General features: G+C 38.9%; 18 protein-coding genes. 2 read left to right on the forward strand and 16 right to left on the reverse strand.

The window, feature by feature from the left end:
• Positions 1 to 22 precede the first annotated feature (22 nt).
• The 6 genes from BLR54_RS04110 to BLR54_RS04135 form a co-directional block, all read right to left on the reverse strand.
• Positions 23 to 631 (reverse strand): DUF3793 family protein, encoded by a 609-nt coding sequence (locus BLR54_RS04110; RefSeq protein WP_090417193.1) that lies wholly within the window; start codon positions 629 to 631, stop codon positions 23 to 25.
• Positions 632 to 824: 193 nt separating this feature from the next.
• Positions 825 to 1,565 (reverse strand): amino acid ABC transporter ATP-binding protein, encoded by a 741-nt coding sequence (locus BLR54_RS04115; RefSeq protein ID WP_090417195.1) that lies wholly within the window; start codon positions 1,563 to 1,565, stop codon positions 825 to 827.
• A complete protein-coding gene (locus BLR54_RS04120; RefSeq protein WP_090417197.1) occupies positions 1,566 to 2,240 on the reverse strand; it encodes an amino acid ABC transporter permease in 675 nt (224 codons plus the stop codon). It lies immediately after the preceding gene.
• Positions 2,221 to 2,880 carry an amino acid ABC transporter permease gene (locus BLR54_RS04125; RefSeq protein ID WP_090417199.1) on the reverse strand — a complete coding sequence of 220 codons (660 nt, stop codon included), beginning with the start codon at positions 2,878 to 2,880 and terminating at the stop codon, positions 2,221 to 2,223. Before BLR54_RS04125 ends, BLR54_RS04120 begins: the two co-directional genes overlap by 20 nt.
• A gap of 44 nt (positions 2,881 to 2,924) precedes the next feature.
• On the reverse strand, positions 2,925 to 3,818 hold the full coding sequence (locus tag BLR54_RS04130) for a transporter substrate-binding domain-containing protein (RefSeq protein ID WP_090417201.1): 894 nt from the start codon (positions 3,816 to 3,818) through the stop codon (positions 2,925 to 2,927).
• 36 nt (positions 3,819 to 3,854) lie between these two features.
• Positions 3,855 to 4,475: a GDSL-type esterase/lipase family protein gene (locus BLR54_RS04135; RefSeq protein ID WP_090417203.1), complete on the reverse strand. Its 621-nt coding sequence runs from the start codon at positions 4,473 to 4,475 to the stop codon at positions 3,855 to 3,857.
• Positions 4,476 to 4,719: 244 nt separating this feature from the next.
• Here BLR54_RS04135 and BLR54_RS04140 point away from each other — a divergent pair, with 244 nt between their 5' ends.
• A complete protein-coding gene (locus BLR54_RS04140) occupies positions 4,720 to 5,121 on the forward strand; it encodes an RrF2 family transcriptional regulator (RefSeq protein WP_090417205.1) in 402 nt (133 codons plus the stop codon).
• A 48-nt stretch (positions 5,122 to 5,169) separates the two neighbouring features.
• Here the strand turns inward: BLR54_RS04140 and BLR54_RS04145 are convergent, their stop codons facing one another.
• From BLR54_RS04145 to BLR54_RS04180, 8 genes are all read right to left on the reverse strand, one after another.
• A complete protein-coding gene (locus tag BLR54_RS04145; protein WP_090417207.1) occupies positions 5,170 to 6,114 on the reverse strand; it encodes a LysR family transcriptional regulator in 945 nt (314 codons plus the stop codon).
• A 78-nt stretch (positions 6,115 to 6,192) separates the two neighbouring features.
• Positions 6,193 to 7,362 (reverse strand): PP-loop family protein, encoded by a 1,170-nt coding sequence (locus tag BLR54_RS04150; RefSeq protein ID WP_090417209.1) that lies wholly within the window; start codon positions 7,360 to 7,362, stop codon positions 6,193 to 6,195.
• A 5-nt stretch (positions 7,363 to 7,367) separates the two neighbouring features.
• Positions 7,368 to 8,228: an ATP-dependent sacrificial sulfur transferase LarE gene (gene larE / locus BLR54_RS04155; RefSeq protein WP_090417210.1), complete on the reverse strand. Its 861-nt coding sequence runs from the start codon at positions 8,226 to 8,228 to the stop codon at positions 7,368 to 7,370.
• Between the two features lie 106 nt (positions 8,229 to 8,334).
• Positions 8,335 to 9,093 (reverse strand): tRNA threonylcarbamoyladenosine dehydratase, encoded by a 759-nt coding sequence (locus BLR54_RS04160; RefSeq protein ID WP_090417212.1) that lies wholly within the window; start codon positions 9,091 to 9,093, stop codon positions 8,335 to 8,337.
• 16 nt (positions 9,094 to 9,109) lie between these two features.
• Positions 9,110 to 10,420: a Na+/H+ antiporter NhaC family protein gene (locus BLR54_RS04165; protein ID WP_090417215.1), complete on the reverse strand. Its 1,311-nt coding sequence runs from the start codon at positions 10,418 to 10,420 to the stop codon at positions 9,110 to 9,112.
• A gap of 77 nt (positions 10,421 to 10,497) precedes the next feature.
• Positions 10,498 to 10,935: a Fe-S cluster assembly scaffold protein NifU gene (gene nifU / locus BLR54_RS04170; protein ID WP_090417217.1), complete on the reverse strand. Its 438-nt coding sequence runs from the start codon at positions 10,933 to 10,935 to the stop codon at positions 10,498 to 10,500.
• Positions 10,936 to 10,975: 40 nt separating this feature from the next.
• Positions 10,976 to 12,181 (reverse strand): cysteine desulfurase NifS, encoded by a 1,206-nt coding sequence (gene nifS, locus BLR54_RS04175; RefSeq protein WP_090417219.1) that lies wholly within the window; start codon positions 12,179 to 12,181, stop codon positions 10,976 to 10,978.
• Positions 12,182 to 12,392: 211 nt separating this feature from the next.
• Complete coding sequence (locus tag BLR54_RS04180) at positions 12,393 to 13,739, reverse strand: glycosyl hydrolase 53 family protein (protein ID WP_090417222.1); 1,347 nt, start codon at positions 13,737 to 13,739, stop codon at positions 12,393 to 12,395.
• A 207-nt stretch (positions 13,740 to 13,946) separates the two neighbouring features.
• Here BLR54_RS04180 and BLR54_RS04185 point away from each other — a divergent pair, with 207 nt between their 5' ends.
• Entirely contained in the window at positions 13,947 to 14,504 is a 558-nt protein-coding gene (locus BLR54_RS04185) for a TetR/AcrR family transcriptional regulator (RefSeq protein WP_090417224.1), read from the forward strand.
• Positions 14,505 to 14,681: 177 nt separating this feature from the next.
• Here BLR54_RS04185 and carB read toward each other — a convergent pair whose 3' ends face one another.
• Together carB and BLR54_RS04195 are read right to left on the reverse strand one after the other, a co-directional pair.
• Positions 14,682 to 17,885 (reverse strand): carbamoyl-phosphate synthase large subunit, encoded by a 3,204-nt coding sequence (gene carB / locus BLR54_RS04190; RefSeq protein WP_090417226.1) that lies wholly within the window; start codon positions 17,883 to 17,885, stop codon positions 14,682 to 14,684.
• Positions 17,885 to 18,955: a carbamoyl phosphate synthase small subunit gene (locus BLR54_RS04195; RefSeq protein WP_090417228.1), complete on the reverse strand. Its 1,071-nt coding sequence runs from the start codon at positions 18,953 to 18,955 to the stop codon at positions 17,885 to 17,887. The genes carB and BLR54_RS04195 overlap by 1 nt, the downstream gene beginning before the upstream one ends.
• Between the last annotated feature and the right edge of the window lie 8 nt (positions 18,956 to 18,963).

Genomic DNA, 18,963 nt, shown 5'->3' on the forward strand with positions numbered 1-18,963 from the left:
TTGTTTTCTTTGAAACTGTTTGTCATCCAACCTTCAAAAGAGTGTTTTGACTTCTAATAATCTCGTGCAGGGAATTTCCTTCTGAAAGCATGCAAACCATTTCATCTTTCGCATCATCAAATTTTTCAAATAACTTCAAGGTGTTTTCGGTATCCCCGTATACCTTCCAATAACCTGATGCCCTGTAATTCTCTCCCCCTTTAGAGATAAAACCTTTAACATCGCAGAGTGGATAGCCAAGAAAAACTCCGGCTTCATGAGGAAAGTCTTCTCTCGACTCTACAAACTTTGAATATCTCTCTTGGAAAAATCTTAAGGAATAACCAAAAGCTTTGTCCGAATATCCATAGTTTTTAAGGAATCTTTTAACATCCTCGCGAGATAAGTATTCTAAAAGTTTCTGCTTGTTAAAAACCAAAAAGATGACTCGATTTCCATCATACACCAATCTATAGCTAAATAAGCCTGTGTATCTCATTACCATTCTAACTTGTTCTTCCTGTTCTTTTGGAACAATAAGAAAATTAGATGTTTTAAGACCAGCAATCGTTGGTGCACACTGTAAAACAATCTGTAGTTCAATTCTTTTTCTGTCCATAGTCTGTAACAAGTAAAATACTTCTTCGCTCATCCCCGTATGCCCTCTTTTGTATTAGTTATCTCTAACTGTGGTTATATTATACTAATATCAGTTCTACGTCAACACCTTTTTCACACTTTTTTCACTTTTGATAAATGCTCTCAATAAACAAGTGAATTCTGTTTTTATAAAAAAGGCCAATCCACCTATAAAGGTGAACTGACCAACTTAAGTTCTTTATATATTATTCATATGCAAAGGTTTTCAAGAATTTCTGTGCCCTCTCAGTTTTTGGTTTAATAAAGAAATCCTTTACATCGCTGGTTTCTTCAACTATATCTCCTTTATCAAGGAAGATAATTCTATCTGCCACTGCCTCAGCAAATGCCATCTCGTGTGTGACGATAAGCATTGTAGATCCGCTCTTAGCAAGATCTAACATGGTTTCCAAAACCTCATGAACCATTTCAGGATCTAAAGCCGCTGTAACCTCATCAAAGAGAATCACATCAGGATGCATAAGAAGTGCTCTTACAATTGCCACTCTCTGCTTCTGACCACCTGAAAGCTGGCGAGGATAATAATCCTTTTTGTCTACCAATCCAACCTTATCAAGTAATTCAAGAGCTTCTCTTGTGGCATCTTCCTTTGTTCTCTTCTGAACCTTTGTTGGTGCCAATATAATATTTTCTAAAACAGTTTTATGTGGAAATAATTCATAGGACTGGAACACCATTCCAATTTTCTGTCGAAGCTTGGTAATATCACGCTTTCCTGCTTCCACAGGAAGTCCATCCACTGTAATTACTCCACTTTGAATTTCCTCTAATCCGTTCAAACATCGGAGGAAGGTACTTTTTCCACATCCGGAAGGACCAATGATTACAACTACTTCTCCTTTTTTTACCGACAAATTAATGTCCTTTAAAACTACATTCGGTCCAAACTCTTTATGTAAATGTGTAACCTTTAATAATTCGCTCATCTAAGCCCACCTTTTCTCTAAATATGTTGCAAGCCTGCTGATTGGCCAGCAAACAATAAAATAAAGTAAAAACACCACCAAAAATATTCCAAATGCAGCATTAGGAGAAGTTTTTCTATTTGCTTCTATAATCTGCTGCGCCACCTTCAAAACCTCTACAATACCAATCATCATAACAAGAGATGTGGTTTTAATCATTCTTGTAATAAGATTTATAGAAAGTGGAATAAGACGTCTTACTGTCTGTGGAAGGATAATATAAAAATAAGTCTGAACCTTATCCATTCCAAGGGCTGCTGCAGATTCAAACTGGATAGTAGGAATACTTTTTATTGATCCTCTAACCAAATCACCCATTTCTGCCGTTCCCCAAAATGTAAATACGAATATAGCTGATGATTCAGCTGACATATCCCAGCCAAAAACTCTTGTGGTTCCAAAGTAAACTATAAATAATAGTACCATCTGAGGCATGATTCTTACGGTTTCAAGATACACCTTAAGTATGGCATGTAAGACTTTATTATTTACTGTCATCAGAACTCCTACTAATAGACCTAATAGGATGCTTAATACTACTGAAATCAAGCTAATTTCAATGGATACCCAAAGTCCCTGAAGAAGTCTTAGGAAATTTGTTCCTTTAAATAAAACATCAATCCCCAAACTGGCCATAACGCATCCTCCTTTCTACTAGTGCTCCTAAGATAGAAATAGGAAGAAGCATTATTAAATAGAACACTACCAATAGGAAAAGGCATTCTATTGTTTTTGCATACATTCCAATCAAATCCTTTGCTGTAAACATTAAGTCCATAAGGCTGATTGTGGAAAATACAGAAGTTTCCTTCAAAAGAAAAATAACATTTGCAAGTAGTCCTGGTACGCTTATGGTAATTGCCTGTGGCAATATTACATGCCATAAAACCTGAAAATTATTCATACCAAGGCTTTCCGCACTTTCTGTTTGAATGACTGGGATTGCCTCCAAGCCACTACGGAAAGTTTCAATCATATATGCTCCGCCCAAAAGGCCTAAGCCAAGTACACCACAGGCTTCTGCGGTAACTTGTATTCCCACCTTTGGTAAAGCAAAATAAATAAAAAATAACTGCACCAAAAGAGGTGTGTTTCTGAAAATTTCAATATATACTCCCACAATTGATTTAAGCACAGCTACTTTGAAATGTAAGATGGCAGAGCCAATAAGTCCAATCACAAAAGCGAGAATTATGCCCTGCCATCCAATTTTTAGTGTTAATAAAAGTGCTTCCTTGTATAGTGGGAGATATTCAATAAGAATATCCTTATCCATTACTTCAGGTTAACTGTTCCTTTCATATCGTAAATACGATTTTTTTACTTACCACCCTCTAATACAAGAGTCTCCTCGTATTCAGCACCATAAGTATCAAGAAGTGTCTCTTCATAGTCAGCATGGAAGAAGTTCTCTGTTCCAAGAGTCTCAATTTCCTCGTTAAGCCAGTTGAGAAGTGTCTCATTTCCCTTTGTTACAGCTGGTGCAATTGTATCCTGGTCACCAAGTGATGGAATACCTACTGTGTAACCCTCATTCTCCAATGAGAACGCTATAACCTCAGTGTTATCGTTCGCCCATGCTACACCATTACCATTTTCAAAAGCTGTCTTGGCCTCTGCGTATGCATCATACTTCTGAAGCTTGATATCTGGGTAATTCTTTGTAAGATATGTCTCTGCTGTTGTACCAGAGATTACAATAATCTGATCATCTGCTCCAAGATCATCAAGGCTTTCTACAACTGCATCCTCAGGTGAAACAACACCAAGAGCTACATTCATATATGGAAGTGCGAAATCAACCTCCTGAGCGCGTTCCTCTGTAACTGTAAAGTTTGCAAGGATAATATCAACCTTTCCTGTCTGAAGGTATTCAATTCTGTTTGCGGCCTCTGTAGAAACATAATTGATTTCTACACCAAGATCCTCACCGATGCGCTCTGCAAAATAAACATCGTAACCAGCATACTCACCGTTCTCGTCTACATAACCAAATGGGCTCTTATCTGAGAAAACACCAATGTTGATTGTGCCGCTTTTCTTAATCTCATCTAAAGTTCTAAAACCTGCATTTGAACCAGCCTCTACTGTGTCTTCTCCTGTTGCTGCCACATCACTAGATGATGAGCTAGAACCGCAACCTGTAAGTGATGCTCCAACAAGTCCAGCCACTAAAAGTCCACCTGTTAATCTCTTTACTAATTTCTTATTCATTCTTTTCTTCCTCTTTTCTACTTTTTATTATGATTATTATGCTGCTATCAATTTTTTATATACAGCTTCTGCAAGGAACTTGTGGCTATCAACGTCCATATGTTCCTGATCTGTTTCTGAAGGCTTCGCCACATCAGATGCTGCCAAAAACATACAGTCAAATTCCTCTGCAAGCTTTGCAAACACTGCCTTAAGCTCCTTGGAAGTAACCACTGATTTCTCGTCGAACTCTGGGTCATACTCACTCTTCCATACCTGCTCTCCCAAATAAATTGGAGACAAAAGCAATATCTTTGCCTTATTATTATTTGCCTTTATCTGTTTAAGAAGAATTTCTGTGCCCCTAGCAATAAGTGCAGGTGATGCATTATAAACTGTTTTGCAATCATTTGTGCCAAGCATCAACACCACTGTATCAACAGGACCATGACTTTCTAACAATACTGGAAGAAGCTTTGAACCGTTACGACCGATTCTTGTGCTATCTTCGAAAACTGTAGTTCTACCAACAAGCCCTTCCTCTATTACTTCGTAATCACTATGACCAAGCATCTCTGAAAGAATACCTGTCCATCTTTCATTCTTATCATATCTTCCGCTACCATCTGGCTTTAATCCATATGTATTAGAATCTCCAAAACAAAGTACACTTTTCATGCTGGCCTCCTTTCTAGCAAGTCTTTTTTGTCTCATCTGCTTTACATGTTGGTATGTTAAACCTATTTGCCTACTGAGTCAATAGGTTTAATAATCGTCAAAATCTATAGCCCGCTATCAAATCAATTTATAACTAGCGTACAGTGCGTATCTTGATTCGCCTACTAACCTATCGTATAATAGTGTAAATAATTAGATGCGTCTGTAACTAACGAGTGTAACAGACATACATGGAGGTTGTTATATGTTTAGTACAAAAGGAAGATATGCACTACGTGTTATGATAGATTTGTCACAGCAGAATCCTGAGGAATACATTCCATTAAAGGATATTGCTGAACGTCAGGATATTTCAAAGAAGTATCTAGAGATTATTGTAAAGGAGCTTGTACACGGCGGCTTTGTAAAAGGTGTCAGTGGAAAAGGCGGTGGCTATCAGCTCACCAGAAAGCCTGATGAATATTCCGTAGGTGAAATCATAGAGCTAATGGAAGGTAGCCTTTCTCCTGTAGCTTGCTTAGCAGACGAAAATATGCAATGTCCAAGAGAATCGGTTTGCAAGACACTTCCAATGTGGACAGAGTTCTATATGCTAGAACGAGACTTCTTCTATGGAAAGAAGCTCAGTGATTTAGTTAATTCATAAAAAAATAAAACTCAGGAATTTCGTATTTACGAATCCTGAGTTTTTATTTTAATCCTCTTCATAGATAACAGATTTATCAATCTGATCTAAGGCATTGTTTACTTCTTCTAAAAACTGCTGCCCCATCTTAGACATAACAGTATTTTTCTTTGTAATATATCCAATATCCATTATTCTGTTAGGATTTTCTTCATCACCACGGAAAGGAACAACTATATATCCATCTCCATTAAGGTCTCCCCATATAATTCCAGAACAAAGAGTGTATCCATTAAGAGCACGTACCAGATTAAGCATTGTAGAACGATCTGTTACACGAAGCATCTTTGGATAGAAGTTTTCACTAAGAATTTCCTCTGCAAGATACTCACTGTTATCTCCCTGCTCAAAGAACATACATGGATATTCCTCCAAATCCTCTATACCAATGGATTCCATCTTTGCAAGTGGATGTTCATGCCACAAATACACAAAGGCTTTACATTTAATAAGAGAATGGAACTCTAAGCTATGCTCTGTAAAAAGACGATTAAGTCCCTTACGATTAAGCTCGTTGATATAAAGGATACCAATTTCACTTTTGAGAGAGCTTACATCCTTTATGATATCCATAGTGGTGGTTTCTCGAAGGGCAAAGTCGAATTCATTCATATCATACTGCTTTGCCATATCAACAAAGGCACGAACAGCAAAGGTGTAATGCTGAGTTGAAACACCAAACTTTCTTTTGTAAGTGCCCTCTCCACTATACTTTTGCATTACCATATCGTATTGACGATAAAAGCCTCTAATATCGTTAAGGAATTCCTCTCCCTCTGGTGTAACTATGACACCCTTGTTGGTACGCATAAAGATGGTAATTCCCACCTCATTTTCAAGTTCCTGAATGGCACTTGTAAGAGTAGGCTGAACAATGTAAAGCTTTTCTGCAGCCTTGTTCATTGAACCATATTCCTGAATTGTAAGTGCGTATAATACCTGCTGAAGTGTCATAATTTACCTGCTCCTATTCTCCTACTGGTCAACTAGGTAATATTGTATTAAGCCCTAAAGAATTTGTCAACGAATATGCTAGATTTCATCGTAAGAATCAAGAAAATGATGACGAACTCCATCTTGCTTATAGGCAATAACTGTAGCAAGGTTTACATTTTCAACACTGCGGAAAATATTAGATTCCACATATGGATTTACCTTCTTAAGCTCAGCTATAAGATTTCTTGTTTCAAGACGCTTTGATGCACTGGTTCCATCCACAGAGCAACTATCACAGGTTTCAGTAAAATGACAAGCACACTGCAAGAAACGAAGACCATTGTATCGTTGCCAAGCAATAATATCGTCCTGTCTCACAAGGTAAAGCGGACGAATCAACTCCATACCTTCAAAGTTTGTTGAATGAAGCTTTGGCATCATAGTCTGAATCTGAGCCCCATAAAGCATACCCATAAGAATTGTCTCAATAACATCATCATAATGATGTCCAAGGGCAATCTTGTTGCAGCCAAGTTCCTTCGCTTTTGCATAAAGGTGACCTCGACGCATTCTAGCACACAGGTAGCATGGATTTTTATCTACTGTGTCTACTGCATCAAAAATGTCAGATTCATATATGATGATTGGAATTCCCATAAGCTTAGCATTACTTTCAATAAGCTTACGATTAACCTCACTATATCCAGGATCCATAACAAGAAATGTCAAATCAAAGTTCACTTTTCGATGACGCTGAATCTCCTGAAAAAGCTTTGCCATAAGCATTGAATCCTTGCCCCCGGAAATACAAACGCAAATATGGTCACCTTCCTTAATAAGCTCATACTCTTTACAAGCCTTTGCAAAAGGTGAAAAAATAGCCTTATGAAATTTCTTTCTTATGCTTAACTCTATCTCAGCAGTTTTTTCAGCCAACTCGTCTTCTTTTGCATTATCCTGTTGTTCCATTAAAGCCGAAAGATAACTATTGTATCCACCAGCAAGGCTTACTGCATCAAATCCAAAATCGCAAAGTGTTTCAGCATCCTCCAAGGAAACCTGTCCACGAGTACAATACAAAACGGCTTTTTTAGATTTATCAAGACGAGCCACTACTCCCTCAATATCAGTTTCAAATAATTCATGGGTGATACTGATGGAATCTGGAATAATTCCATATTTAAGGCTTCCTTCATTTCTAATATCAACCAAAGTGTAGCTTTCTTTATCTAATTCAGTTAATTCTTTATATGTTATTTCTTTCAAAATAATTACACCTCATCCGTCAGCTTCGATGACACCTTCTTCTCAAGAGTAAGGCCTAATGCTTCATTCATGCTTCCAGTCCTGTATCCCTTTAAATCAAGTGATACATAATTGAAGCCATATTCTTTAAATATATCGTAAATACGAATTCTGTATTCAGTGTCCAAAAATCTAGCAAAATCTTCAGGCTGCACCTCAATTCGTGCCACATCCTCTCCATGAATGCGAACTCTAAATTGGTTAAAGCCCTCATCTAAAAGAAACTGTTCTGCCCTATCGACCATTCCAAGCTTCTTTTCACTGATAGTCTCTCCATAAGGAAAACGACTTGACAGACATGCAAAGGACTGCTTTTTTGCAGTAGGCAGTCCAAAATACTCTGATAACTCTCTTATTTCCTGCTTTGTAAACCCAATCTTTCTAAGTGGACTAAGTATACCAAGCTCTGCGACAGCCTGAAGACCTGGTCTATAATCGCCATCGTCATCTAAGTTAGAGCCTTCAACTATATTTGTTATACCCTGTTCCTTTGCCAGAGCAATAAACTTTTCAAAAAGCTCATGCTTACACAGGTAACATCTATTAGTAGGATTTTGAGCAAAGCCTTCAATGGAAAGTTCCTCCGACTCTGTCACAAAATGCTTTACCCCAATAGCTTTACAATAATCTATAGCCTCATTCAGCTCACGTTTTGGAAAGGAGCATGATGACGCTGTAAGTGCAATAGCATTATCTCCTAGTGCTTCGTGTGCAGCATAAAGCAAAAAAGTGGAATCCACACCACTGGAAAAAGCTACTGCAACAGAACCAAGGGATTTGAGATATGCTTTTAGGTCGTCATATTTTACTAATAATTCTTTTGTCATTATAATCACACCTCATCCATCGCTAAAGCGGTCCGCTTGTCTCGCCTCCCGGCTCGGTCGTTGCTAAACAGGCTCCACTGGAGCCTAGCAACCCTCAAGGGGAAGGCTATATATCAGCAATTAGATCCTTAACAACCTCACTGGCTAAAATTAATCCTGCAACTGCTGGCGCAAAAGCTGTAGAACCAGGAATAGCTCTTCTATCTGTACACTTTCGCTCAGCACCTGGTGGACATATGCAATTTGTCCTACAGCTAATAGCCATATCTTCCTGTGGTGTAACTGGCTTCTCATCAGAAAATACCACCTTAAGCTTCTTTACACCCCTCTTTTTCATTTCACGGCGCATGACCTTCGCCAAAGGACACATAGTTGTCTTATAAATATCTGCTACTCTAAATCTGCTAGGGTCTAGTTTGTTGCCTGCACCCATACAACTAATTACAGGCACGCCCTTCTCCTGGCATCTCATAATTATTTCAATCTTGGCTGTCACAGTATCAACTGCATCAACCACATAATCATATTCTTCAAAAGGGAAGTCATCAGCATTCTCTGGTAAGAAAAAGCATTTATGAACATTAATATCAGCTTTAGGATTGATATCAAGCATTCGCTCCTTCATAACCTGAACCTTATCTTTTCCCACAGTGCTACGAGTAGCTATAATTTGTCGATTAAGGTTTGTAAGACATACCTTATCATCATCCACAATATCAAAATGGCCTATGCCTGTTCTAACAAGCGATTCACAAACATAGCCACCTACACCACCTATACCAAATATAGCAACTCGCTTGTTTGCTAATGTCTCCATAGCCTCTTTGCCGAGAAGAAGCTGAGTTCTTGAAAACTGATTTAACATACGTACCTCTAATATTCTATTTCTCTTTGATAATTGAAAATGCTACAAATACCAATAACACAAAAGGATATATTAGCCATGGAATAAGCGAAAAGCTGGCAAGCTTCGCAATATTAGCTGCTACCAAAAGCTGCGCACCATAAGGGATAATTCCCTGCATAATACATGAACAGGTATCAAGAAGTGAAGCAGTCTTCTTTGGCTCCACACCATATTCTTCACTAATATGCTTTGCAATTGGCGCCGCAATAACAATAGCAACTGTGTTGTTGGCTGTAGCTAAATCCATAAACATTGTAAGGAAAGCTATTCCAAGCATTCCTCCCTTCTTGTTTCCAGCCTTACTTCTAATTAATGACAATATAGCCTCAAAGCCACCATGCTCTCTAATTAAGGACGCAACAGAAGCAACAAGGATTGTAACAATCATAGTCTCAAACATACCAGATATACCTGTGCCCATTGATGAGAGGCCAGACACATATGTAAGAGAGCCTGTGAAAATTCCTACGGCTACAAATAAAAAACATCCCAGCAATAAAACTATAAATACATTTACAGACATTACTGATAAAATCAAAACTATAAAATATGGAAGTGCTTGCCAAATGTTGTACTCATAATTACCAATAGCAGCTCCGCCTGATTTAAAAGCATAGACTGTAAGAATTACTAAAGTAACGATTGCTGAAGGAAGTGCTAATTTAAGATTTGCCTCAAACTTTTCCTTCATAGCAATGCCCTGTGTTTTTGTAGCGGCGATTGTTGTGTCTGAAATGAAAGAAAGATTATCTCCAAACATTGCACCACCAACTACAACACCTACACAAAAAGCCAACTTAAGATTTCCACTTTTTGAAACTGCGCATGCTATTGGTGCAAGAACAGAAATAGTTCCAACGCTAGTTCCCATTGCCATAGATATAAGGCATGCAATAATAAAAAGCCCTGGTATCGCAAAACGACCTGGAATAATACTAAGTAAAAGGTTTGCTGTAGATGCTGCTCCACCAGCTTCACCTGCTACGCCACTAAAAGCTCCTGCCAATATGAAAATAAAAAGCATTGTCACGATGTTGTCATCGCCAATGCCTTCTGCGCAGATGTGAATCTTTTCTTCAAAGCTTTTTCCTCGGTTTTGAGCAAAAGCAAGAATAAGCGCAAAAGTAAAGGACAGAACCACTGAGACTACGTAAAATCCCATCTGCCCTTCAATTGGTGAAATGTATTGAAAATAAATTCCATTACCAAGATATAAAGCCAAAAACAATGCTATAGGAAGTAATGCCTTAGCATTTGGTTTTGGCTGTTTGTTTGTATTACTCATTTAATAGTTTCCCTTCTAAATCTCGATAGAAACTATTTTAACTTATTTAAGCCTCTATTTGCAAATAAATGGCTTTATTAATGCATATGACATGATTCACAATCATGCTCCTCTGGGAAATCCTTTGGATCATACTCAATACCGTTCTTATCATAATAATCTTTTACTGCACTCTTGATTGCTTCTTCTGCAAGAACTGAACAATGAAGCTTGTGTGGTGGAAGTCCATCAAGGGCTTCTGTAACAGCCTTATTTGTAAGCTGAAGAGCCTCAGAAACTGGCTTTCCCATAATAAGCTCTGTTGCCATTGATGAAGATGCAATTGCACTACCACAACCAAAAGTCTCAAACTTAACATCCTCAATAATCTGTTCGTCATTTATCTTAAGATAGATTTTCATGATGTCGCCACAGACTGGGTTACCAACCTCACCGACACCTGAAGCATCCTCAATTACTCCTACGTTTCTTGGGTTTCTGAAGTGATCCATTACCTTTTCACTATATAATGCCATTTTGTTATTCCTCCAATTACTCTCTAAATATATATATGAGTTAAGCTACGCTATGCTCTGAAAAAACGTGTGGACGCTTGCCACTTACTAAATCACCCCAGAATGGTGAAAATCCACGAAGATACTCAACTACTTCTGAAACTGATTTGATAATGTAATCAACCTGCTCCTCTGTAGCATCCTCGCCAAGAGAAACACGAAGTGAACCGTGAGCTACCTCATGTGGTCTGCCGATTGCAAGAAGTACGTGGCTAGGATCAAGTGAGCCTGATGTGCAGGCTGAACCAGAAGAAACTGCCACTCCCTTATCATCTAACAAAAGAAGAAGTGATTCTCCCTCGATTCCTTCAAAGCAGAAGTTTACGTTTGACTTAACTCTAAGATTTCTGTCACCGTTAAGCTCTGAATATGGAATCTTTGAAAGACCCTCGATTAATCTGTCCTGAAGCTTTGCAAGCTTTTCATTTGTCTCATCAATCTGAGCAACTGCGTCCTCAAGAGCTACAGTAAGACCTACGATACCTGCAAGATTCTCTGTACCTGCACGCTTACCTCTCTCCTGAGCACCACCGTTGATTACATTAGTAAGAACGATTCCGCCTCTTGCATAAAGTACTCCTACGCCTTTAGGACCGTGGAACTTATGAGCTGAAATAGAAAGCATATCTATGTTCTGCTCCTTCACATCGATGTGAACATGGCTAACAGCCTGAACAGCATCTGTGTGGAAAAGAACTCCTCTCTCCTTGCAAACTGCACCGATTTCAGCGATTGGCTGAATTGTACCAATCTCGTTATTAGCGTACATAATAGTAACAAGTGCTGTATCCTCACGAATAGCATCTGCTACCTGCTGCGCTGTAACAACACCGTTTGAGTGAACATCAAGAAGCTCGATTTCAAAGCCTTCCTTCTCAAGTGCCTGAAGTGTATGAAGCACTGCATGATGCTCAAACTTTGTAGAGATGATATGTTTTTTTCCCTTCTTCTCTCCAATTCTTGCTGCTGAAATGATAGCCTGATTATCAGCCTCGCTACCGCCTGATGTGAAATAAATCTCTCTTGGTGAAGCGCCAAGTACCTTTGCAACTCTCTCTCTTGATTCCTCAAGAACCTCCTTAGCCTTCTGACCAACTGAATAGAGGCTGGATGGGTTTCCATAAACCTCTGTAAAATATGGAAGCATTGCTTCAACTACCTTAGGTGAAACAGCAGTTGTTGCTGCGTTATCTGCGTATACGAACATATCCTTTTACCTTCCTTTTTTTATATTACCTACTTGCCTAGTATTTAAGTCTGCGAATAATATAAAAGAAATCACCTATCTAGTCAATAGGTGATTTCCAAAAATATGCTTATTGCGAGTTTTTATCAATTACTACTTCTCAACTCTATGCTTACCATTTGGTATGTCGCAGGCAATAATCTCATAATCACATCCATCTTCTGCTATCCTTTTACTTAATATCTATAAGTAGGCTCTCCTTTGGAGTTCCATGCTTATTCTCATCAAAATTAAACATTGGCATTGTGCCCCAATCCTCATAATCGGCAGCCCAATATCTAATACCAATCACTCCATGTGTCTTGCCCCACTCAACAACATCCTTGTAGATTGCAGCTTGTCCCTCTTCACTATTGGCATATCCCTTTGTAGCCTTATTCCATCCTGCAAATGCTCCTGACATTTCTCCAGAAGGATATGAGAACTCACCAATGAATACTGGGACTCCACATTTTTTATTTATAGCCATAACAGTCTTCTTAAATAGGATTGTAGAATCCTTGTACATAGAAGGAGCACTTGGATAATAGCTGATACCTGCTGTATCCACTGCATATCCATTTTTTGCCATACAGTTAAAATATCTTGCACTTGAATTTGGAGTCATAACTACTGTTGCTATATGAGTAGAGAATTTTACGTTAGTTGAATCAATTCCTTGTTCCTCATAAGCTTCTAGAATTCCTGACTTCACTGCTACAAATTCCTTGGCGTTATATTGCCATATATTCTTTTCCAACCATCTTGGATTAAAAAGCGGAAGCAAATATCTAGCAAAATCAGGAACATTTTCAAGCTTAGGATTAACTGCAGTCTTCAGGCCAAGGCTTACTCCAGCGAAGCCAAAGTTTGCCTCGTTACCCAGATTCCAGTTATCCACTGTACAACCTGTATTTAAAATCTCAGTTGCCAAAAATTTTCCATATGCATGTAAGACTGTATTGATTTCATCAAGTGAAAGCTCGCTCCAATCCTTGCCATTCTGTAATGCATAAATCTCTGGATATTCTTCAAATCGTGGAGCCTGTTGTGTTTCCATATCCATATATGTATATGCACACATAACCTCAGGGTTGATTGGAATGTTCAGCTTCGCTGCAAGTTTGCAAAGCTCTATTCCTTGATCAAGGGTATGTACATTTGCATTTGTATCAACTACACCATCTGTCTCATCCTTATCTGTTACATGACGCTTAGTTGCAATTCGTACATACATCTCTGTAGCACCTTTTTCCATATAAAGCTTTTCAAGCTGTTCAATATTAGTTATCTGCTTTCCTTCATATTCATATGTATAGCCCTTATCAAATCCAGTTGCTGTAAATGGACTTACTGATAATGCCATTCTAAATTCTTCTTCTGTATCAACTGGCTTATATCCAATTTCCGAATATAAGAACTGAGCTGATAAAATCTTTACAGCAATAATAGAAACCAGAACAATAATTGCTGTTACTATTTTTTTACTTCTTTTCCATCTCTTAATTCTCCCAACAAAGCTTGATATTGCCTGCTTCATGGTTTTACTCCTTTTTCATTTGCTTGTTTTTGTGGGCTCTTGACTGTATAATATAGACACGGTGTACAGTTTACAACTTGCAATATTTTTTAGAACGTATTGTTTACTACACTTTTTAAAATTATGTAGTGTTTAGAACTTGTTCGATGCAATGTTGTATCGTTTAAAATCTAAACTTTTTCTTAAATGTATTAAGGAGAAATAAAAATGGCTGTCAAAAACAATAGAAGAACTCTTGTTACCAAAAGAATACTAAAAGAATCTCTTCTTTCACTTATGGCTGAAAAGCCTATCACAAAGATTTCTATTAAAGAAATATGCGACCTTTCAGAAATGAGTCGTTCCACATTTTATTTGCACTATCAGGATCAGTTTGAACTGCTTAAAGATATTGAAAATGAAGTTTTAGATAAATCCTTTGAAGCATTGGAAGATTTGGGTGGTGATTTTAATACTATAGAATCTATAGAAAACTTTCTTAACTATGTTAAATCCAGCAAAGAAACCTTTGGAGTCTTGCTCTGTCAGACCGATACTATAGATTTTCAAAATGCCATCATAGAAAAGATTTCTAATCATGTAAAAGAATCTGTTCCTGATTTCAACCAAATGAAATCAGATAAATACATTTTCGTATTTATAATGAATGGCTCTTTGAATGTACTTAGAACATGGATAATGAATGACTTTGATATGGCTGTACCAGAAATGGCTTCACTTATTTTCCAGTGCAACCACAATATAACTACCACAAATAATTCATAAAAGGTGTAATAAATATGGATATTAAATATAAATTAGCAGAAGCGATGAAGACCTGCATGCGCACTACCTCGGTTGAAAACATCAGAATTGTTCCGTATGCTTATGGCATAATTCCAAAAATAAAAAGCTTAGGATGATTCGTCATCCTAAGCTTTTCTTGTCTGTTTGGTTATTCAATTAACCAATCTTAGCTACGTCTACAAGTGTGTACTCTGTGGTTGCACTCTCAAGAGATGTGGCAAGAGCAACGGCTGTATCCATTGCTGTGATACAGTTAATGCCTGTTTCAATAGCATTTCTTCTAATAAGGAAACCATCTCTGGTCTTATCTCCATGTCCCTGTGTAGGTGTATCAATAACTAGGTCAATCTTATGTCCAAGGATAAGGTCCATAACATTTGGAGATTCCTGAGTAATCTTGTTTACCCATCGAGCATCTACTCCACCATCCTGCAGATACTTAGCTGTAGAACGTGTAGCATAAATCTTGTAGCCAAGCTTTTCGAATCTCTTAGCAACTTCAAGAGCCTCTGGCTTATCAGCATCCTTTACAGTGATAATCATCTGCTTGTGCTTTGGAAGTACAACTCCTGCACCAAGGAATGCCTTGTAAAGAGCCTCTTCAAAGGTCTTTGCAATACCTAAGCACTCACCAGTAGACTTCATCTCAGGACCAAGAGAAATCTCGGCACCACGAAGCTTTTCAAAGGAGAATACTGGCATCTTAATTGCAATGTAATCTGCCTCTGGCTGAAGACCTGGCTTATAGCCCATATCTGTTATCTTGTGACCAAGGATTGCCTTTGCTGCAAGGTCAACGATTGGAATACCAGTTACCTTGCTGATGTATGGTACTGTACGAGAGCTTCGAGGATTAACCTCAATTACATATACCTCTCCGTCCATGGCGATAAACTGGATGTTAATCATACCAAGTACGTGAAGGGCCTTAGCAAGTCGCTCTGTATAATCTACAATCTTATCTTTAATATCCTGGCTGATTGTGTGAGCAGGATATACCGAAATACTATCTCCTGAGTGGATACCAGTTCGCTCAATATGCTCCATGATACCAGGAATTAGGATATTTTCACCATCACAGATGGCATCAACCTCAATCTCTTTACCCTGTAAGTATTTATCTACAAGGATTGGATGATCCTGTGCTATCTGATTAATGATATCCATGAACTTTTCAATCTCTTCATCGTTGAAGGCAATCTGCATACCCTGACCACCAAGAACATATGAAGGACGAACAAGAACTGGATATCCAAGGCGGTTTGCAACCTCCTTTGCCTCCTCTGCAGTGAAAACTGTTCCACCGGCAGCTCGAGGTATCTGTGTCTGCTCAAGAATCTTGTCAAAGAGCTCTCTATCCTCTGCTGCATCAACATCCTCTGCCTTGGTACCAAGGATTGGCACTCCAATCTTCATAAGATGCTCAGTAAGCTTGATAGCTGTCTGTCCACCGAACTGCACGATAGCTCCGTCTGGTTTTTCAAGATTTACGATTGACTCTACATCCTCATTTGTAAGAGGCTCGAAGTAAAGCTTATCAGCAATATCAAAGTCAGTTGAAACTGTCTCTGGGTTGTTGTTTACGATAACTGTCTCCCAACCTTCCTTTGCAAAGGCCCAAGTAGCGTGAACTGAACAGTAATCAAACTCAACACCCTGTCCGATACGGATTGGTCCAGAACCAAGAACAAGGACCTTCTTACGTCCCTTTGTTTGAACAGCCTCATTCTCACTTCCATATACGCTGTAGTAGTAAGGAGTCATAGCATCAAACTCTGCTGCACAGGTATCTACCATCTTGTATGCAGCAATAATGCCATTGTCATAACGCATCTTGCGAACTTCTTCCTCTGTGAGTTTTCCGTTTAATTCCGCAATTACATTATCAGGGAACTCAATACGCTTTGCTTCCTTAAGAAGCTCTACTGTAAGTTCCTCGTTAGCCAAGCGCTGCTCCATCTCAACCAAGATTTTAATCTTATCGATGAACCAAATATCTATCTTTGTAATCTCATGAATCTTTTCATAAGATACACCACGACGAAGGGCCTCAGCGATACAGTAAATTCTTCTATCATCAACAACTGTAAGCGCCTCTGCAAGCTCATCATCTGTCATATCACAGAAATCGTAGCTCATAAGTGAATCCACATGCTGCTCCAAAGAACGAATAGCCTTCATAAGAGCGCCTTCGAAGTTGTTACATATAGACATAACCTCACCGGTAGCCTTCATCTGAGTGGTTAGCTTTCTTGTAGCTGTAATAAACTTATCAAATGGAAGACGTGGAATCTTAACTACGCAGTAATCAAGCATTGGCTCGAAGGATGCGAAGGTCTTCTTTGTGATAGCGTTTGGAATCTCATCGAGTGTGTATCCAAGAGCAATCTTCGCAGCCACCTTAGCAATTGGGTAACCTGTTGCCTTTGAAGCAAGGGCTGATGAACGAGACACTCGAGGATTAACCTCGATTACACAGTACTCAAAGCTCTCTGGATGAAGCGCATACTGTACGTTACAACCGCCAGTGATGCCAAGCTCATCGATAATACGAAGTGCAGATGTACGAAGCATCTGATACTCCTTATCACCAAGGGTCTGGGAAGGAGCAACTACGATTGAATCACCTGTATGAACACCAACTGGGTCGATGTTTTCCATGTTACATACTGTGATGCAGTTTCCTGCTGCATCTCTCATAACCTCGTACTCGATTTCCTTCCAGCCGGCGATGCATCTTTCAACAAGTACTTCGTGCACACGAGAAAGACGAAGTCCGTTTGTAAGGATTTCTACAAGTTCTGTCTGGTTGTGGGCGATACCACCGCCTGAACCACCAAGCGTGTATGCTGGACGAAGAACAACTGGATAACCAATTGTATTTGTAAACTTAATACCATCCTCTACTGTGTTAACAACAAGGGATGCTGCCACAGGCTCGCCGAGCTTTTCCATAGTGTCCTTAAATGCCTGTCTGTCCTCAGCTCTAAAGATTGTCTCTGCTGTGGTACCAATAAGCTTTACACCTTGCTCTGCAAGAAAACCTGACTCTGCAAGCTCCATACCAAGGTTAAGACCAGCCTGACCACCAAGTGTTGGAAGTAGCGAATCTGGCTTTTCCTTAATAATGATTTGTTTTAAAACATCTACAGTAAGAGGTTCAATATAAACCTGATCTGCAATTTCTTTATCTGTCATGATAGTTGCTGGGTTTGAATTAACCAAGCATACTTCCATGCCCTCTTCCTTTAAAGAACGACAAGCCTGAGTTCCTGCATAATCAAACTCAGCCGCCTGTCCGATAACGATAGGACCAGAGCCAATTACCATTACCTTTTTAATGTCACTTCTCTTTGGCATTACTGCGCTCCTCCCATCATCTTAATAAATCTATCAAACAAGTATCCGCTGTCCTGTGGACCTGGGCAAGCCTCAGGGTGGAACTGAACAGTGAATATGTTCTTTCCTGTGTATTTCAGACCCTCATTAGTTCCATCGTTTACATTTACAAAGGCAGGAGTTGCTACCTTTGGATCAAGCTTGTCTGTATCAACAACATAGCCGTGGTTCTGAGATGAGATATAAACCTTTCCAGTCTCCAAATCCTTTACAGGATGATTTCCACCCCTATGTCCATACTTAAGCTTGTGAGTGTCTGCACCAGTTGCAAGAGCCATAAGCTGATGCCCAAGGCAAATTGCAAAGATTGGTGTATTGCTTTCGTAAAGCTTTCTAACTTCATCTATAATTGGACCGCAATCCTTTGGATCTCCAGGGCCGTTTGAAAGCATAATTCCGTCTGGATTAGTCTTAAGGATTTCCTCAGCCTTTGTGTGAGCTGGATAGATAGTAACCTCACAACCTCTATCATTGAGAGATTTAGCAATATTTTTCTTTGCTCCAAAATCAAGAAGAGCAACCTTTTTGCCATTACCATTTAACACTGATTTAGAATCACAAGTAACCTTTGATACTACATCTCCTGTAGAGTAAGCCTTTAGCTTTGGCTCAATCTCCTCAAACTTGTAATTCTCATTTGTGGTAATCATTCCGTTCATGGTACCACGATCTCTAAGAATCTTTGTAAGCGCTCTGGTGTCAATTCCTGCAATACCTGGAATATCGTGCTTTACTAAGAAATCCTGAATAGTACCCTTACAACGGAAATTCGAAGGTATTCTACTAAGCTCTCTAACAATAAATCCATCTGGCCAAGGTCTGCCACTTTCCATATCATCTGTAATACCATAATTACCAATCAATGGATATGTCATACAAACAGCCTGACCTGCATAAGAAGGATCTGTAAGAACTTCCAGGTAGCCGGTCATGGAAGTGTTGAAAACGATCTCGCTAATCACTTCCCTTGTTGAGCCAATGCTTGTACCTTCAAATACTGTACCATCTTCCAAAATTAAAAATGCTTTCATCTTTCCTC

It is taken from the genome of Pseudobutyrivibrio sp. YE44 (assembly GCF_900104335.1).
Taxonomy (GTDB): Bacteria; Bacillota; Clostridia; order Lachnospirales; family Lachnospiraceae; genus Pseudobutyrivibrio.

Bases quoted from the DNA above. Each gene is read 5' to 3' on its own strand.
- BLR54_RS04110 (WP_090417193.1), bottom strand. From the start codon at position 631: ATGAGCGAAGAAGTATTTTACTTGTTACAGACTATGGACAGAAAAAGA.
- BLR54_RS04115 (WP_090417195.1), bottom strand. From the start codon at position 1,565: ATGAGCGAATTATTAAAGGTTACACATTTACATAAAGAGTTTGGACCG.
- BLR54_RS04120 (WP_090417197.1), bottom strand. From the start codon at position 2,240: ATGGCCAGTTTGGGGATTGATGTTTTATTTAAAGGAACAAATTTCCTA.
- BLR54_RS04125 (WP_090417199.1), bottom strand. From the start codon at position 2,880: ATGGATAAGGATATTCTTATTGAATATCTCCCACTATACAAGGAAGCA.
- BLR54_RS04130 (WP_090417201.1), bottom strand. From the start codon at position 3,818: ATGAATAAGAAATTAGTAAAGAGATTAACAGGTGGACTTTTAGTGGCT.
- BLR54_RS04135 (WP_090417203.1), bottom strand. From the start codon at position 4,475: ATGAAAAGTGTACTTTGTTTTGGAGATTCTAATACATATGGATTAAAG.
- BLR54_RS04140 (WP_090417205.1), top strand. From the start codon at position 4,720: ATGTTTAGTACAAAAGGAAGATATGCACTACGTGTTATGATAGATTTG.
- BLR54_RS04145 (WP_090417207.1), bottom strand. From the start codon at position 6,114: ATGACACTTCAGCAGGTATTATACGCACTTACAATTCAGGAATATGGT.
- larE (WP_090417210.1), bottom strand. From the start codon at position 8,228: ATGACAAAAGAATTATTAGTAAAATATGACGACCTAAAAGCATATCTC.
- BLR54_RS04160 (WP_090417212.1), bottom strand. From the start codon at position 9,093: ATGTTAAATCAGTTTTCAAGAACTCAGCTTCTTCTCGGCAAAGAGGCT.
- BLR54_RS04165 (WP_090417215.1), bottom strand. From the start codon at position 10,420: ATGAGTAATACAAACAAACAGCCAAAACCAAATGCTAAGGCATTACTT.
- nifU (WP_090417217.1), bottom strand. From the start codon at position 10,935: ATGGCATTATATAGTGAAAAGGTAATGGATCACTTCAGAAACCCAAGA.
- nifS (WP_090417219.1), bottom strand. From the start codon at position 12,181: ATGTTCGTATACGCAGATAACGCAGCAACAACTGCTGTTTCACCTAAG.
- BLR54_RS04180 (WP_090417222.1), bottom strand. From the start codon at position 13,739: ATGAAGCAGGCAATATCAAGCTTTGTTGGGAGAATTAAGAGATGGAAA.
- BLR54_RS04185 (WP_090417224.1), top strand. From the start codon at position 13,947: ATGGCTGTCAAAAACAATAGAAGAACTCTTGTTACCAAAAGAATACTA.
- carB (WP_090417226.1), bottom strand. From the start codon at position 17,885: ATGCCAAAGAGAAGTGACATTAAAAAGGTAATGGTAATTGGCTCTGGT.
- BLR54_RS04195 (WP_090417228.1), bottom strand. From the start codon at position 18,955: ATGAAAGCATTTTTAATTTTGGAAGATGGTACAGTATTTGAAGGTACA.